Annotated in this window: 17 protein-coding genes and 1 pseudogene; 14 read left to right on the top strand and 4 right to left on the bottom strand. The window is 45.2% G+C overall.

Going from position 1 to position 16,264, the window contains the following annotated elements; genetic code table 11:
• Positions 1-17: 17 nt before the first annotated feature.
• Both PH210_RS16180 and pdxK read right to left on the bottom strand, forming a co-directional pair.
• Positions 18-365 carry a YojF family protein gene (locus PH210_RS16180; RefSeq protein ID WP_289986936.1) on the bottom strand — a complete coding sequence of 116 codons (348 nt, stop codon included), beginning with the start codon at positions 363-365 and terminating at the stop codon, positions 18-20.
• 255 nt (positions 366-620) lie between these two features.
• Positions 621-1,457, bottom strand: a complete 837-nt coding sequence (gene pdxK, locus PH210_RS16175) for a pyridoxine/pyridoxal/pyridoxamine kinase (RefSeq protein WP_289986933.1) — start codon at positions 1,455-1,457, stop codon at positions 621-623.
• Between the two features lie 273 nt (positions 1,458-1,730).
• Between pdxK and fdhD the strand changes: the two genes are divergently transcribed.
• The 14 genes and pseudogenes from fdhD (at position 1,731) to PH210_RS16110 (ending at position 14,662) form a co-directional block, all read left to right on the top strand.
• A complete protein-coding gene (fdhD, locus tag PH210_RS16170; protein WP_289986932.1) occupies positions 1,731-2,507 on the top strand; it encodes a formate dehydrogenase accessory sulfurtransferase FdhD in 777 nt (258 codons plus the stop codon).
• Between the two features lie 225 nt (positions 2,508-2,732).
• Positions 2,733-3,305 (top strand): twin-arginine translocation signal domain-containing protein, encoded by a 573-nt coding sequence (locus PH210_RS29930; RefSeq protein ID WP_483312121.1) that lies wholly within the window; start codon positions 2,733-2,735, stop codon positions 3,303-3,305.
• Positions 3,306-3,317: 12 nt separating this feature from the next.
• Positions 3,318-5,720, top strand: a pseudogene (gene fdnG / locus PH210_RS16165) (formate dehydrogenase-N subunit alpha); the annotation flags it as partial.
• Positions 5,720-6,547, top strand: a complete 828-nt coding sequence (locus tag PH210_RS16160) for a 4Fe-4S dicluster domain-containing protein (protein ID WP_289986929.1) — start codon at positions 5,720-5,722, stop codon at positions 6,545-6,547. The pseudogene fdnG and the gene PH210_RS16160, both read left to right, overlap by 1 nt.
• Complete coding sequence (locus tag PH210_RS16155) at positions 6,540-7,247, top strand: formate dehydrogenase subunit gamma (RefSeq protein ID WP_289986926.1); 708 nt, start codon at positions 6,540-6,542, stop codon at positions 7,245-7,247. Before PH210_RS16160 ends, PH210_RS16155 begins: the two co-directional genes overlap by 8 nt.
• Before the next feature lie 104 nt (positions 7,248-7,351).
• Positions 7,352-8,167 carry a formate dehydrogenase accessory protein FdhE gene (locus PH210_RS16150; protein ID WP_289986925.1) on the top strand — a complete coding sequence of 272 codons (816 nt, stop codon included), beginning with the start codon at positions 7,352-7,354 and terminating at the stop codon, positions 8,165-8,167.
• Positions 8,164-8,763 carry a molybdenum cofactor guanylyltransferase gene (gene mobA, locus PH210_RS16145; RefSeq protein ID WP_289986923.1) on the top strand — a complete coding sequence of 200 codons (600 nt, stop codon included), beginning with the start codon at positions 8,164-8,166 and terminating at the stop codon, positions 8,761-8,763. The genes PH210_RS16150 and mobA overlap by 4 nt, the downstream gene beginning before the upstream one ends.
• Before the next feature lie 17 nt (positions 8,764-8,780).
• Positions 8,781-10,013 carry a molybdopterin molybdotransferase MoeA gene (locus PH210_RS16140; protein ID WP_289986922.1) on the top strand — a complete coding sequence of 411 codons (1,233 nt, stop codon included), beginning with the start codon at positions 8,781-8,783 and terminating at the stop codon, positions 10,011-10,013.
• 12 nt (positions 10,014-10,025) lie between these two features.
• Positions 10,026-11,951, top strand: coding sequence for a molybdopterin biosynthesis protein (locus tag PH210_RS16135; protein WP_289986921.1), 1,926 nt, complete (start codon positions 10,026-10,028; stop codon positions 11,949-11,951).
• The gene (locus PH210_RS16130; RefSeq protein ID WP_289986920.1) at positions 11,948-12,415 is read left to right on the top strand and encodes a molybdenum cofactor biosynthesis protein MoaE; all 468 of its coding nucleotides are present in this window, start codon (positions 11,948-11,950) and stop codon (positions 12,413-12,415) included. Before PH210_RS16135 ends, PH210_RS16130 begins: the two co-directional genes overlap by 4 nt.
• Entirely contained in the window at positions 12,408-12,641 is a 234-nt protein-coding gene (gene moaD, locus PH210_RS16125) for a molybdopterin converting factor subunit 1 (RefSeq protein ID WP_289986919.1), read from the top strand. The genes PH210_RS16130 and moaD overlap by 8 nt, the downstream gene beginning before the upstream one ends.
• 150 nt (positions 12,642-12,791) lie before the next feature.
• Positions 12,792-13,811 carry a thiazole biosynthesis adenylyltransferase ThiF gene (locus PH210_RS16120; protein ID WP_289986917.1) on the top strand — a complete coding sequence of 340 codons (1,020 nt, stop codon included), beginning with the start codon at positions 12,792-12,794 and terminating at the stop codon, positions 13,809-13,811.
• 162 nt (positions 13,812-13,973) lie between these two features.
• The gene (locus PH210_RS16115) at positions 13,974-14,270 is read left to right on the top strand and encodes a YwdI family protein (protein ID WP_289986916.1); all 297 of its coding nucleotides are present in this window, start codon (positions 13,974-13,976) and stop codon (positions 14,268-14,270) included.
• 20 nt (positions 14,271-14,290) lie between these two features.
• Positions 14,291-14,662: a DUF423 domain-containing protein gene (locus PH210_RS16110; RefSeq protein WP_289986914.1), complete on the top strand. Its 372-nt coding sequence runs from the start codon at positions 14,291-14,293 to the stop codon at positions 14,660-14,662.
• A gap of 44 nt (positions 14,663-14,706) precedes the next feature.
• Here PH210_RS16110 and gerQ read toward each other — a convergent pair whose 3' ends face one another.
• Both gerQ and hemQ read right to left on the bottom strand, forming a co-directional pair.
• A complete protein-coding gene (gene gerQ / locus PH210_RS16105) occupies positions 14,707-15,165 on the bottom strand; it encodes a spore coat protein GerQ (RefSeq protein ID WP_289986911.1) in 459 nt (152 codons plus the stop codon).
• A 182-nt stretch (positions 15,166-15,347) separates the two neighbouring features.
• A complete protein-coding gene (gene hemQ / locus PH210_RS16100) occupies positions 15,348-16,091 on the bottom strand; it encodes a hydrogen peroxide-dependent heme synthase (protein ID WP_289986909.1) in 744 nt (247 codons plus the stop codon).
• Between the last annotated feature and the right edge of the window lie 173 nt (positions 16,092-16,264).

Genomic DNA, 16,264 nt, shown 5'->3' with positions numbered 1-16,264 from the left:
TCTCCTTTCCACATTGCTTAAGCAAATGGTGTAGTGCTGATTTCTAGTGCAACGGCGAGCCTTCCTTCATTGTCGTGGCCAGCCATTAAAAGGTGATTTTCTTCATCTATTTCAAAATGTGTGATCCCTTCAGCATAAATCCAGCCGAGGTTAATTTTTAAACCGACCCGAAATGGTCCTTTGCCGGTAATTTTCCCTAATTCATAATGGACAAGGGCGTTCCGGATGTAGGCTCCCGCATTAAAGAAAGATTGATCTTTATGGGATGCATAGGCTCCGTTTGTTGTTTCAAGGTGAATGTAGACATCTTTATTCGCAAAATGATTAATGGCTTCTTGAACCTTTTTAATATCAACTAACTCCAAGGCTAATGTCTCCTTTCCCTTTCGTACCTAATGACTATTTTTCATTAATAATGTATCCATCATACTAAAATCTGTTAAAAAATGCGAAATCGGTGCTTAATAAGAAAAGCGCTGTTAGACACGGTTGTTGATTTCCGCTCCAGGTGCTTCGCTTTCCGCTCTAATTAACAGAGTCTCAAAATCAAAAATATTCTTTAACACAGCCAATAAAAAAAGAGCCAAACGACATGCGCTGGCTCTCCACACTATTTACTTTTAACAATCTTCGCAATACTCCGTAACGGCCCCGGCACTGCGGTACGCCCCGTGCCAGGTTGGACCAACGTATTCATTTAAGCGGAAGCCCTGCTGGATGCCTGCTGAAACAAATTGCTTGGCCACATCGACTGCTTCATAAACGGATAGACCTTTTGCCAATCCAGCAGTGACAGCCGAAGAATTCGTACAGCCTGCCCCATGAGTGAAGGTGGTCTCAATTTTAGGAGACTCGTAAATTTTGAAGTCCTTTCCATCGTATAAAAGATCGATGGACTTTTCTTCTGACTGTAGCTTGCTGCCGCCTTTAATGAGGACATGCTTCGCGCCTAAATCATGAATTTTCACGGCAGCGTTTTTCATGTCATCAAGCGAACGCGGTGTACCTGTCCGGGCAAGCTGTCCAGCTTCAAACAGATTTGGTGTCACAACAAAGGCTCTTGGCAATAACAGCTCGCGCATTGCATCCGCTGTCTCCGGATTTAACACCTCATCTTCGCCTTTACACACCATAACAGGGTCAATCACAACGCGGCTGAGTTTGTGTTCATCCATTTTTCTTGCCGCTAATTCGATGATTTCTACCGTTCCAAGCATCCCTGTTTTCATGGCATCGATGCCCACAGAGAGAATCGTATCCAGCTGCTTTTCAAGGATATTCACATCAATCGGGAAAACTTCATGATGCCAATGGTTTTTCGGGTCCATTGTTACGATGCAGGTAAGGGCTGTCATTCCGTATACGCCAAGCTCTTGAAATGTTTTTAAGTCAGCTTGAATCCCTGCCCCGCCGCTTGAATCCGAACCGGCAATGGTTAATACCTTATTAATTGTCATTATGTAATCGACCTCCTCATTCTAAAAACCTCTTCTTTATTATAATTCATCTTTTTAAATTTAACAGAAATCCGCAATAGTTGACAGAAAAATGACAAATGAACTATTTGTACTATTTCCAAGTGCTTAGAGTGATAAAAATTACTTTCAAACAATAAATGGAAAAGTACTCTTTAAGTAAGAGGCCTTAAGCCATATTGCTGTGATAAAAATCGTTGAAAGCGGTTTAATCCTAACGTTAAATTTAAAAGCATCCTCTAGGGAGGGAAAACAATGAACCGGAAAGGCTGCCCTGAAGAATATCCCATTACTTTGATGATCAACGGCTTTGAAATCGCCGTTTTTCAACTGACAAAATACAACCTCGAAGACTGGACATATGGCTACTTGTTTTCTGAGGGATTTATCCAGGATGCCAGTGATATTGGGTCGATCGTCGTTAATGAAGAAGTAGGCAGTATCAGCGTATCGCTCCACTCCGATTTTGACGAAGAACAGGTTTTTTCAAAAAAGAAGCATTATACGGCTGGCTGTGGCAGAGGTGTTACGTTTTTCTCGATGACCGATGTGAAAAATTTTGAGAAAATAACCGCTGATCAAACCTATACGCTTAGCTATCTCTTAAAAAAACGAAGTGAATTTGCCCAAAATTCGTCGCTCTATCTGGAAACCGGCGGCATGCATGGGGCCTGCATTGTTAAGGAAGACGGCACCATGGAAATCCGCGAAGATATCGGACGGCATAATGCTGTCGATAAAATTATTGGCTTTTGCCTTCGAAACCGCCTGCAGCCTGAAAGGTTAATTTTATTAACAACCGGAAGGGTTTCATATGAAATGCTCTCAAAGGCAGCGAAATTCGGCTTTCCTGTCATCGCTTCGCGCACAGCCGCCACTAAACAGGCTGTACAGCTGGCAAAATATTTAAATATTGAGGTCATCGGCTACTTAAGGGGAAAGATGGCAATGATTTATACCCGTGCCGGCAGAGTCGAAGATGATGTCACACCAGATCCTGCTTTCGAAAGAGTCTTTGAAGGGGGGAATTAAAGGACTAGTAATTTATTAGAGAGAAAAAATATGTCTAGCTCCAGCGCCTAGGGGCTCTATGGTCTACAGCCAAACCGGCAAGAAGGTTAAAAAGCAACCTTCTCACCGGCTCGTCTTATGCTTGTCGCCCCTGGGAAAAAATGAACTGCTTTTTTCCTTGGGCAAGGCGCTTCCGCTTTTCGTGGGATGTTTTGTTCTAATCTAATTTTGGGAAGGAGATTCAAAATGGTTGAAATGAACCTAAATCGCCGGCAATTTTTAAAGCTTTCTGGCGCCACAGCAGCGACCCTTGCGATCGTGGAACTGGGCTTTAATGAGAAAAAAGCGTATGCGAAAACAAAAGAATTTAAAATTGCCAAAGCTACTGTAACACCAACTATTTGCTGCTATTGCGGTGTTGGATGCGGAATCCTCGTCCACACCAAAAACAATACTGTGGTTTATACGGAAGGGGATCCGGATAATCCGATTAACGAAGGCAAGCTATGCAGCAAAGGAACTACATTAAGACAGCTATATACCTCTGAAAAACGCTTAACCAAACCGCTATATCGGGCACCAGGAAGTAATAAGTGGGAAGAAAAAGATTGGGATTGGATGCTTGATACCATAGCCAAACGCACAAAAGAAACGCGTGACAGCTCATTTGTTGAAATGGAAAACGGTATTACCGTTAATAAAACTGAAAAAATTGCCAGCCTTGGCGGTGCGGCACTTGATAATGAAGAAACGTACTTGCTCTCGAAACTCATGAGGGGCCTTGGTGTCGTCTATTTAGAGCACCAGGCACGAATATGACATAGTTCAACGGTTGCCGGTCTGGCACCTACATTTGGCCGTGGAGCAATGACTAACCATTGGAATGATTTGCAGCATACAGATTGTGCGTTGATTATTGGCGCAAACCCTGCAGAAAATCACCCAATAAGCTTTAGATGGCTGACGAAGGCCAAGGAAAGCGGCGGAAAAATCATCTCCGTTGATCCGCGCTATACAAGAACATCGGCACAGGCTGACGTTTACGCTTCCCTTCGCTCCGGTACGGATATTCCGTTTATTGGCGGGATGATTAAGTATGCACTTGAAAACAATCTCATCCACAAGGAGTATGTTGTTAACTATACAAATGCCTCCTTCATTGTCAAAGAGGGCTATGATTTTAATGACGGTCTGTTCTCTGGCTATGACGAAGCAAAACGAGTGTATGATAAAACAAAATGGGCAATTGAATCAACACCGGACGGAAAACCGGTAACGGATCCAACCTTAACCCATCCGCGTTCCGTCTTCCAATTAATGAAGAAGCACTATTCACGTTATGATATTGATACTGTAACAACAGTGACAGGCACACCAAAAGACGATTACCTAAAGGTTTGTAAAACCTTCTGTGAAACGGCGAAGGTCGGAAAGGCGGGCACGATCATGTATGCAATGGGAACTACCCAGCATACGGTCGGCTCACAAAACGTCCGCATCTATGCCATCCTTCAGCTCCTATTAGGAAACATCGGCTTACCGGGCGGCGGCATCAATGCAATGCGCGGCGAATCCAATGTACAAGGATCAACGGACTTTGGCTTATTATTCGATAACCTGACAGGATATCTTGGTGTGCCAAAAGCTACAGTGCCTGAGCATGTAACCTTGAAAGGATTTTTGGAAAAAGAAACACCAAAAACAGGCTATTGGAGCAACAAGCCTAAATTCGTAGTCAGCTTACTGAAAGCGTGGTACGGGGCAAATGCCACCGCTGCCAACGAATTCGGCTACCAATTTTTACCAAAAGGCAATAAAAACTACTCTCATATCAATCTATTTAAAGCGATGTACAACGGCGAGCTTGACGGTGCCTTCCTATTTGGAACAAACCCGGTTGTCGGCGGACCGAATGCCGGCAAGGAAAAAGAAGCGCTTGGCAAATTAAAATGGCTCGTCGCGATTGACCTTTGGGAAACGGAAACTTCAGCATTCTGGCAAAAAGAAGCAGGCAGCAATCCAGCAAACATCAATACAGAAGTATTCCTGCTGCCAGCATCAGCATCTTTTGAAAAAGAAGGCAGTGTTTCTAACAGCTCACGCTGGATGCAGTACCGCTGGAAGGCGATTGAATCACGCGGCGAAGCAAGGCCAGACCTAGATATCATTCATGAGCTTGCTTTAAAACTGAAAAAAATGTATGCGAACAGTCCCAAATCAGCTGACAAGCCTTTCCTTGCTATGGATTGGAATTACGGCGACGGAGAAGAACCTAATATTGACCTTGTTTGTAAAGAAATCAATGGCTATGACTTGAAAACTGGAAAATTAATCGCCGGTTTTGGAGCGCTGTTGGATGATGGTACCACTTCTAGCGGCAACTGGATCTATTCCGGCTTCTATCCTGAAGAAGGCAAAAACAAGTCAAAGAATCGTGACAACAAGGATTTAGGCGGCGAACATTATTTGAATTGGTCCTTTGCGTGGCCAATGAACCGCCGGATTCTATATAACCGTGCATCTGCCGATCCAAGCGGTCAGCCGTGGAGCAAGGAAAAAGCCGTTATTTGGTGGGATGCTGGACAGAAGAAATGGGTTGGCAAGGACGTTCCAGATTTTAAAGCGGTGACAGCACCAACAGAACCAGGGGGAACAGGTGCCTTTATGATGAACAAGGATGGTGTTGCCTTATTGTTTGCACCAACCTTGAACGACGGTCCATTCCCAGAGCACTACGAACCGTTTGAAAGCCCAGTTCCGAATGCATTTAATAGTCAGCAATTAAACCCAGCGGCTGTCATTATTGAAGGCGATTTTAATAAAAAAGGCGATAAGAAGAAATATCCGATTGTCGCCACGACTTATCGGGTAAGTGAACACTGGCAATCCGGATCGATGACGCGCAACCAGGAGTGGCTCTCAGAGCTTGCCGGTCATATGTTTGTCGAAATGAGCGAAGAGCTTGCCAATGAAAAAGGCATCAAAAATAAAGATCAAATCATTGTGAGTTCCGCACGCGGCCGCATCAAGGCCTATGCGATGGTAACCAAACGTTTTAAGCCAGTCATTGTGAATGGCAAAAAGATACATGAAATTGGAATGCCATGGCATTATGGCTATAAAGGGTTTGCTACGGGAGATACCGCGAACCGCCTGACTCCTCATATTGGAGATGCCAACACGATGATACCTGAATTTAAGGCATTCTTGTGTGACGTCAGGAGGGCTGACTAATGACGAAATATGTGAAATATGTTGATGTAACAAAGTGTGATGGATGCCGCGCCTGTATGGTGGCCTGCAAAAACTGGAACGACCTGCCGGCGGAACCGACCGATTTCCTGGGGAGTGTCCAATCACATGCGAAAACAACAGCCGATACTTGGAATGTCCTGCAATATATCGAGCATGAGAATGGAAAAGGCGATTTGGAATATCTTTTCCGTCATTCCTCCTGCTTCCATTGCACAGATGCGGCCTGTGAAAAGGTATGCCCGGAAAATGCCATCAGCTATACGAAATATGGCTCTGTTGTGATAGATCAAGACAAGTGCGTCGGCTGCGGCTATTGCGTTCAAAACTGTCCGTTTGAAGTGATTTCGTTAAAAACCTATAAAGATAAAAATGGCAAAGAGTACAGAAAGTCACATAAATGCACAATGTGTACGGACCGCTTGGAGGAAGGGCTGCAGCCTGCCTGTGTCACTACCTGCCACACAGGTGCGATGGAGTTTGGCAGCAAGGAAGCGATGCTTCCAAAAGCGGACAAGCGTTTAAGTGAAATCAAAGGCCGTTTCCCTAATGCCAATATTTACAATCCGCAAGGAGTCGGCGGCACACATACGGTTTACGTGCTGGCAGAAAAGCCGTCCGTTTATGGGCTGCCGGAAAATCCGAGGGTGCCGGCGTCTGCCATTGCCTGGAAGGATTATGCTCAGCCAATTGGCAAGATGATGCTGGGGGCGACAACGATGGCGCTTGTTGGAGCGTTTGTCACGAATAGGCTGTTTAATAAAGAAGGCAGGAGCGAAAGCCAAGACGGAGGTGGAAGCCATGAGTAAGCAGCACGTTAAGCCTGATATGCAGGTAAAGCGTTTTTCCAAGGCGTTTGTCTGGGCGCATGCCATCAATGCCCTTTCATTCTGCGCGCTCTACATTACAGCGCTCCCAATGTACATTGAGTTTTTTGACTGGCTCTATCCAATTCTTGGCGGTCCGGCGAATGCCCGTCTGCTTCATCGCATCTTTGCCGTAACATTCGTTTCACCGACGGTTATTTATTTAATTTTTGACCATAAAGGTTTTTTCCACTGGATGAAAGAGCTTGTCACTTGGAAAAAGCGGGATCTCGAATTTTTCACTGAGTTTGTGAAAGAACTGTTCGGCTTTAAATTTAAGCATGTGAAACAAACATTCTTTAATGCCGGTGAAAAAATGAACTCGATTCTGCAAATTCTTTGTGCTGTTATGATTATTGGTTCAGGCTTCCCAATGTGGTTCCCTGCATATTTTCCGAGAGCAGTGGTTCAATGGGGTTACTTTTTCCATAATGTCGGCTTCGGCCTGGCGATTGCTGTTATTGTCGGCCATATCTATTTGAGCGTGATTCACAAAAACTCTCGTCCTGGCTATACCGGTGTGGTAACTGGCAAGGTTCCGGCCTGGTGGGCGAAGGAGCACTACACAGAATGGTATGAAGAAGAAGAGAAAAAAGGCAATTTCCCTAACTTGGACGATCCAAAACATAAAAAAGGCGCATAAAAGTAGTTTCAGGGGATGGCTGTCGAGGTAAAGGCAGCCATTTCCTTTAAAAAGATTTCTATATCGGCGAATTGAAAATAACTTGAAATAGAGGTGCGAAAACAATGATTAAATCGGTTGTTTCAAAAGAATACCAGAGTCTGCAAAAGGAAATCGCTGCCCTTCAGGAAAAGTGGAAGCAATTGATTGACCCGGAAACAGTCAAACCAAATCTGGACAAAGCAGCCATGTCAGCAGGAGTGCCTGCTGCAGCCTTAACGGCTATTAATTTTGAAATTCCCCTATTTTTACAGTGGATAGAGGAAATAAATGCCATCCTTGTAAAAAGTAATCCTGAACTAGAAAAAAAGCTTGAGAGCATTAGTAGCCTGTTAAATAATGAAATCGCAATTCGCTGGATTGAAGAGGCCTTCGCCTGCAATCATGATTATTTTGCTAGATTTGCTCTTGAAAACGGATTGGACGAATGGGTTCCCCATTTTCTTGCTGAAACGGCTATTCGCCCTTACCTGCAGTTAATAGCGGAAAAAGTACAAACTGCGGTTGACCTTGCTGTACCAGGTGCAGGCTGCCCTGTCTGTGGTGAGCCCGTAAGGTTAGCCGCACTTGAAGATGAGGGGAAAAAAGTCATTCATTGTTCGCGGTGCCAGGCACGATGGAACGCGAAACGACTGGAATGCTCTCATTGCGGCAATGAAGACCATAAAACGATCCAATTCATTCAAATTGAAGGGGACGCTGTATCGCAAATCCAAGTTTGCGAACAGTGCAACGGCTATATTAAAATTATTGATACAAGACAATATATTGAAAAGCCCTCTGCAGCCATGCTGGATTTAAATTCCATTCATTTTGATTTTATAGCCCAGGAAAACGGGTATTACGCAGTTGGGGAACGGAAAAAAGAGGGTGTTTCATGAAAGCAGCGGCTATTATTTTATCGGGCGGGAAATCGAGCCGGATGGGCACAAATAAAGCCCTATTAAAAATAAACGAGAAAACTAATATTGAGAGAATCTGTGATACGCTTAGTTCCACGTTTGATGATATAATTCTAGTAACGAATGATTCAGAACAATATGAATTTTTGAGTATAAAAATGACAGCGGATCGCTTTCCTAGTATGGGACCGCTCGCCGGCCTGCATGCAGGACTCATCAAAAGCGAAAATGATGTGAACATTATTGTTGCCTGCGATATGCCGTTTGTATCGGCAGGGCTTGCAGCGGGGCTCGTCAGTCTGTGCGGTGAATTTGATGCGGTTGTTCCTGTCATCAACGGAAAGCAGCATCCGTTATTTGCTGTTTTTAAAAAAATAGCTGCCGAGAAAGCTGCACAATCGATTGAAGCAGGAAATCTCCGTATGAAAGACCTGCTAAAGCAATTAAATGTCTTATTTGTAACTGAAAAAGAGCTTAGAGGCTTTAGTGAAATCGATATTGAGCGCGTTTTTTTTAATATGAATCATCCTGAGGAATACGAAGACGCCAAAAAGTGGGCTGAAACAGAACATTAAGGGGGACTATGGGAACCATGCAATTTTTCAAAGTAAAAACAGTTGAAGAGACATTTGCCTTAATCGAGGAAAAAATACCAGCGACCGAAGCAGCAGAGGTTAGGGAGCTTGACCGCGCCCTCCATTATATTTTAGCGGAACCGGTCACAGCAAAGGAAAATGTTCCGGGATTTGACCGTTCAACTGTGGACGGATATGCCGTCCGCGCGAAAGATACGTATGGTTCCTCCGAATCGATGCCCGGCTTTCTCACATTGGCGGGAGAAGTGAAAATGGGCGAGGTCCCGACGGATGAAGTCAGCTCTGGTAAAGCCGTTTACGTGCCGACAGGCGGCATGCTTCCTGCCGGCAGCGATTCCGTCATCATGATTGAACATTGTGAAGACTTAGATGGTCTTTTAAATACATACAAGCAAGTCGCACCTGGAGAAAATATCATCCGTGCCGGCGAAGATATCCGTGAAGGCGAAGTCCTGCTTGAAAAAGGCGTGAAGCTTCGCCCGCAGGAATTAGGGGCGCTTGCGTCTTTAGGCATTACCCATGTCACCGTTTACCGAAAATTGACGGTCGGCTACCTCTCGTCAGGGGATGAAATTGTTCCCTATCATACTGAGAAACTGCTAGCTGGGCAAATCCGCGACATTAACTATTTAACGATTGCCGGTTTAGCAAGTGAATGGAATGTTGATGTCATATACGGCGGGATTGTCAAAGACGATTTCGCGGAATTTCAGGCCCGGGCACGTGAGCTTTATGAGCAAACGGATTGCTTAATTCTCTCCGGCGGCAGCTCGGTCGGGGCGAAGGACTATACGACAGATGTGATTCAATCTTTAGGGGAACCGGGTGTGTTTGTTCATGGTATTTCGATCAAGCCGGGTAAACCTACGATTCTAGCAATGGCAGACGGAAAGCCGGTTATAGGTCTGCCGGGGCATCCGGCCTCGGCCATGATTATTTTCCGCTTGTTTGGCGAACGAATTCTTCGCCGGCTTTCAGGAGAGCAGCTGGAGCGGAAGCCTGAGCGTATTTTTGCGAAAATCACAAAAAATATTCCATCTTCCATGGGGCGGTCAGATTATATTCGCGTCCGCTTGTTTGAAAATGCTGGAGAATGGTGGGCCGAGCCGATTATCGGCAAATCCGGTCTGATTACGACGCTTGTAAAAAGTGACGGCATTGTCGAGATTAGTTCAGAAAAAGAAGGTATTTCACAGGGTGAATCTGTTCCTGTGATCGCATCACGATAGGGGGAAATGTAAATGTACAAACGAAAAATTTATTTAGAAGACAAACCCCGTTTGGAGGCACGCGACGAAATCTTGGCTGCTTCCAGGCTGAACCCTGAAAAGGAATACCTCTCTGCTGCAGACGCTTTAGGCCGCATTACTGCTGAACCGATTTTTGCACGGGTGTCAATGCCGCACTACCATGCCTCCGCGATGGACGGTGTTGCTGTTATCGCTGAAACTACATATAACGCTCACGAGCAAAATCCACTTCATCTTAAGCGCGGAGGGCAATTTTGCTATGTGGATACCGGAAATGCTATTCCTTCCCCATTCAATGCCGTCATTATGATTGAGCATGTTCAGGTGATCGATGAAGATACGATTGAAATTATCGAACCGGCTACCCCGTGGCAGCATATCCGCCCAATTGGTGAGGATATCGTTCAAGAGGAAATGCTGTTTCCACAAGGGCATGTGTTAAGGCCTGCTGATCTGGGTGTGTTGCTGGCAGGGCAGCAGACGGTGATCCCCGTTGTGAAAAAGCCGGTTGTGACGATTATTCCAACGGGAAATGAGCTGGTGGATGCTGCTTCAGAGCTTGCTTCAGGAAACATTATTGAATTCAATGGCACAGTGTTTGCTAGTTTTGTGAAAGAATGGGGCGGTGAGCCAAAGCTGCGTGCAATCGTAAAGGACGAGCCTGATCGAATTAAAGAGGCTTTACTGGAAGCGGCTGAAACTTCCGATATTATTGTGATTAATGCCGGTTCCTCGGCCGGCTCCAAGGATTATACGGTCCACATCATCGCCGAAATCGGCGAAGTTTTTACCCATGGGGTCGCCGCACGGCCTGGTAAGCCGGTTATTTTAGGAAAAATTAACGAAAAAATGGTTGTCGGTGTTCCGGGATATCCAGTTTCAGCTTACCTGGCCTTGGAGTGGTTTGTGAGGCCGCTCGTGTGCAAGTATTTAGGGATTCCTGTACCTGAGAGACAAAAGTTGACGGTCAAACTGGGCCGCCGTATAGTCTCGTCCATGGGTGCTGAAGACTTTGTGCGAATGAATATCGGCTATGTGAATGGACAATTTGTCGCCAACCCGCTGACCAGAGCGGCAGGCGTAACGATGTCCTATGTCAGGGCAGATGGCCTGTTAATCGTTCCGCCGAATATGATTGGCTATGAGCAGGGGGATACGGCAGAGGTCGAACTTCTGTGTCCGCTTGAAGAAATTGAGAAGGCTATTGTATTCAGCGGCAGCCATGATATGACGATTGATTTGCTATCGTCGGAACTGAAGCGAGTACGCAATGATATGAAAATTGTCTCCTCGCATGTCGGCAGCATGGCGGGAATCATGGCGATACGAAAAGGTGAGGCCCATGTAGCGGGCATTCATTTGCTTGACCCGAGCACAAAGCAATATAATATTTCATATGTACGAAAAATAGCAGCTGGTCTCGACATTGTTCTTTATCCATTTTTAAAAAGAAAGCAAGGCTGGATTTTACCAAAGGGCAATCCGCTTGAAATAGAAGTGGCTGCGGATTTAGTCCGGACGAACGCGAACTTCGTAAACCGCCAAAAAGGAGCGGGCACGCGCATCCTGTTTGATTTGCTGCTCGAGGAGGCGGATCTTTCAGAAGAGGATATTAACAGCTATGATCGGGAAATGTTCTCCCATTTAGCGGTTGCGGCAGAGGTTAAAGGTGATACTCATGGTGCAGGACTAGGAATTTACCCGGCTGCGAAGGCCATGGACTTGGAGTTTGTCCCAGTTGCTGATGAAGAGTATGACTTACTGATGACTAGAAGTTTTTATGAAAGCGAAAGCGGCCGTCTGCTGATAGCGATGATTCAGTCCGCCAGGTTTAAAGAGCAGGTTGAAAAAATTGGGGGCTATCAAGTGGTTGAAAATGCGGAACCGAAGCTTTTAGCTGAAGAGGTGACAGAATGAAAATGTACGAAATTTCGAAGGAACCGATTAATATACAAGCGGTGATTGATAAAGTGGTGCAGCGCGAAGCAGGCGCGATTACCACCTTCATTGGCACCGTCCGCGAATTAACGCATGGCAAGAAAACTTTATTTTTAATCTATGAAGCCTATGAAGCGATGGCGGTTAAGAAGCTCGAGCAGATTGGTTCGGAAATTGAAGATCGCTGGGAGGGCTCCCGCGTCGCGATTACCCACCGTGTAGGGCGCTTAGACATTACTGATGTTGCGGTCGTGATCGCCGTATCGACGCCGCACCGCGCAGATGCTTATGAAGCGAACCGCTATGCCATTGAGCGTATCAAAGAAATTGTCCCAATTTGGAAAAAAGAGCATTGGGAGGACGGCGAGGCCTGGATGGGTAATCAGCTCGAAACGGTTGCCTACCCGAGCGGCAAGCCGGAGGAGAGTGACTTGAATGAATAAAGTGTTGTTTTTTGCGCATTTACGGGATGCCGTAGGCGAAGAGTATTTGAAGGTGGACGCCAGTGGGAAAACGGTCGCCGAATTGAAAGCAGATTTGGCGGCTCAGTACGACCTTCCGCGAATGGATACTGTCATGACCGCGATTAATGAAGAGTTTGCTTCCAATGACGAGGTCATCCGTGACGGTGATGAGATTGCTTTTATTCCGCCTGTGAGCGGCGGTTGATTTTTAGATTCGCAAATAAAAGCAGTTGATTCATAAATAAACATGGAAAATTCACAAAAAAAACTCGGATAAATCTTTAAATAGGAAAAAAACATGAGTTCTTACATAAAGCTCGCCATACGGCGAGTTTTCTATTGAGAGGTGAAAAATTTGGACGAACGGTATTCACGGCAGGTCCTCTTTCCGGGCATCGGCAAAGACGGGCAAGCAAAAATTGGCGAAAAACATGTCCTTATTATCGGGGCCGGGGCTCTTGGTTCAGGGAATGCTGAAGTATTGACCCGAGCCGGAGTCGGGCGGATTACCATCATCGATCGTGATTACGTCGAAGCAAGCAATCTCCAGCGCCAGCAGCTCTACACGGAAGAAGATGTGGCTGAAAAGCTTCCGAAGGCCGCTGCAGCGGAAAAGCGGCTGCGCGCCATTAATTCCGATGTGGAAATCCGGGCGATCATCGGTGATGCCAACCCTGAGTTGCTCGAAGAACTCGTCACCGGTGTGGATGTGATGATTGATGCAACGGACAATTTTGAAACACGGATGGCGATGAACGATGTATCGCAAAAATATAAGGTTCCGTGGATTTACGGAGCTTGTGTCGGCAGCTTTGGAATGAGTTTTTCAATTATTCCGGGGAAAACGCCGTGCTTGAACTGCCTGCTGCGCAGCATCCCGCTTCAGGGAATGACCTGTGATACCGGCGGAATAATATCTCCTGCGGTGCAAATGGTCATCGCCCATCAGACAGCTGAAGCATTAAAAATGTTGGCTGAGGATTGGGAGGCAGTGCGCACATCATTTGTCAGCTTTGATTTATGGCGAAACCAATATACGAGTTTGAAAATGTCGAAGGCGAAGTTTGCAGGCTGCTTATCCTGCGGCGAGGAGCGGACCTATCCGTATCTTGACCAGGAAAATATGATGAAAACGACAGTGCTGTGCGGCCGCGATACGGTGCAAATCCGCCCTTCCTCAGCAGGAGAGATTTCACTGGAACGGCTTGCCGGTCAACTTAGTTCACTTGGATATACTGTTAAAGGCAATCCCTATTTAGTTTCAGTGGAAATGGGTCCGGAGCGGATGGTTATTTTTCAAGATGGCCGCGCCCTCATCCACGGAACAAAGGATTTGACGCAAGCGAAGTCTATTTACCAGAGAATACTAGGATAATCTTAAGCCCGTGCCTTTATTGGTGCGGGTATTTTAAATGACATAAAATGACATGTTTCACGTGGAACATGAAAATATTGTCGCAGCCCGCAGTCTAATTTTTCGTAAAAAGGTCAATACTCAGGTAGAATAGAAGCGAGTCTTAATTTTGAGGTGTCAAACGTGAATATATCCATCCAAAAACTATTAGACAAAATGGAAACAGAATTAAAGCAGGCGCAAACAGCTCAGAAGGAAGAAAGCTTGCGGGAAAAGATTTACTCTATTAAAATATTATGCGAATTGATACTGGAAGAAAAGCCTGGTATAAAGGAAGCGTCATGGAATCAAGCCTCTAAGGTCCAGGTCCAGCCTGTTATTGCACAGCCGGTATTTCAAAATCAGCCAGTTTCACTGCAGCAGCCTAAAAAATTAGAATTAGGTGACGAAGCCAATGGAGATTCGTTATTTGATTTTTAACAGGGGAGGAAATTTAGAAAATGAAAACCTTTATTATAATCGGTGCCATCAATGCCTTTTTGGCTGTTGCACTGGGCGCTTTTGGGGCACATGGATTAAAGGATAGACTTGACGCCCATTATTTAGATATTTGGAAAACGGGTGTAACCTATCAAATGTTTCATGCCACAGGCCTGTTAATCATTGGTTTCCTTCTTGGCAAGGTTCCAGTCAGCTCTTTGTTTAGCTGGTCCGGATGGTTGATGCTTGCGGGAATCATTTTATTTAGCGGCAGCTTGTACATGTTAAGCTTGACGAAAGTGGGCGTCTTAGGAGCGATTACCCCAATTGGCGGCGTTTGTTTTTTAGCTGCGTGGATTTTGATTATCGTCGGGGCGGTAAAACATTTATAAACGAAAAAAGGCATTTGGACTCGGGGTCCGAATGCCTTTTTTATTTACCTTGGAGGGAAAGTACTCATTTGTTGCCCGCCTCCATATGGATATTCGTACTCGATTTCTTCAGAGAAAGTAATATAGTCCACGGCGACCATTGGAATGAGAAACCGTGTGCCTTTTTGAGGATCACTTAAAATAACATGGTCTCTTCCAGCAGCTTCGATGATTCCTCTAAATTCTTTGGAATTCCATGACGTGCTGCCTTCAAAGGTAGCAAAAACACTGACAAGTTTGCCTTTGTTCAAACGTAGAATATTTTCGATGTAGGATTGTTCAATTGGCAGCATGCCGGCTGAAATGGATGCCGCAGCGGCTGCTTGTTGCGGCGTTGGCGTACTGCCTGCGCCGGCCGGCGGAAAAGCTTGTTGTGCACCAGGGTAAAAGGGCTGCCCCGCCGCTCCTGGCTGCCCTGCTGGATTATAAGGCTGAAATCCTTGTGGATTGTAATATTGACTCATCTTTTTCCCTCCTAAAAATGTGGCTCAACATTCTATTCATACTCCCATAAGCCCAAATTGGTTCCTGCAGACTTTTATCAAGACTCGCTGTTTTATTAGTATGAGGGAAAGTCCTAAGATATGACTTAAGGATTAGGAGGAAAAACAAAAAAGCTCCAAGCGGAGGCCGGAGCTTTTTTGGATTAAACATGAAGGAATTTTGGTACGCGTTCTTCCTCTAACAGATTGCCGACAAAGAAAGCTCCGAATTCGCCATAGCGCGCGCTGACTTCATCAAAACGCATTTCATAAACAAGCTTTTTAAACTGAAGTACATCTTCAGCAAACAGGGTTACGCCCCATTCGTAATCGTCAAAACCAACAGAGCCAGTGATGATTTGCTTTACCTTACCAGCATATGTACGACCGATCATGCCATGGCTGCGCATCATATTGCGGCGCTCCTCCATTGGCAGCATGTACCAGTTATCATTGCCCTGACGGCGCTTATCCATTGGATAGAAACAAACATGCTTTGTTTTCGGAAGCGTTGGATACAAACGAGCAAGGATTTGCGGATTTTGGTATGGGTCTTCACCGGCAGGCAAATAGTTGCTCAGCTCCACAACCGATACATAGGAATGAGCAGGGATTGTGAATTCCGCTAATTTTGTTTTATTGAATTCGGTTTCAATTTCATTTAATTCTTCCATTGTTGGACGAAGGATCATCATCATAAAATCAGCTTTTTGGCCAACGATTGTATATAGGGCATGGCTGCCTTCTTTACGTTCCTGGGTAGTATTCCATTTTTCAACTAGACTTAAAAACTCGTGGATAGCGGACTGGCGCTCATCGCTTGAAAGCATCTTCCAAGTCGTCCAGTCTACTGTACGAAAATCATGCAGGCAATACCAGCCATCAAGCGTTTGTGCTGCTTCACTCATTACAATCACTCCTAAATAATCATTCTAAATAACTATAACATAGTTTGACCAACAGACGCTTTAATAAAACCTTGAAGGATACTTTTATAAAAAATAGTAAATAGTAAAGGATAGAGTGCAATTTTTTGAAAACAAAAATATTTTAAGTGAAACCGTTCTCTGTGAGTAAAATC

This window comes from Paenibacillus sp. BSR1-1 (genome assembly GCF_030403775.1).
Classification (GTDB): domain Bacteria; phylum Bacillota; class Bacilli; order Bacillales; family Cytobacillaceae; genus Neobacillus.
The sequence above is the reverse complement of the archived record's forward strand: the minus strand, read 5'-3'. Positions and strand labels throughout refer to the sequence as shown.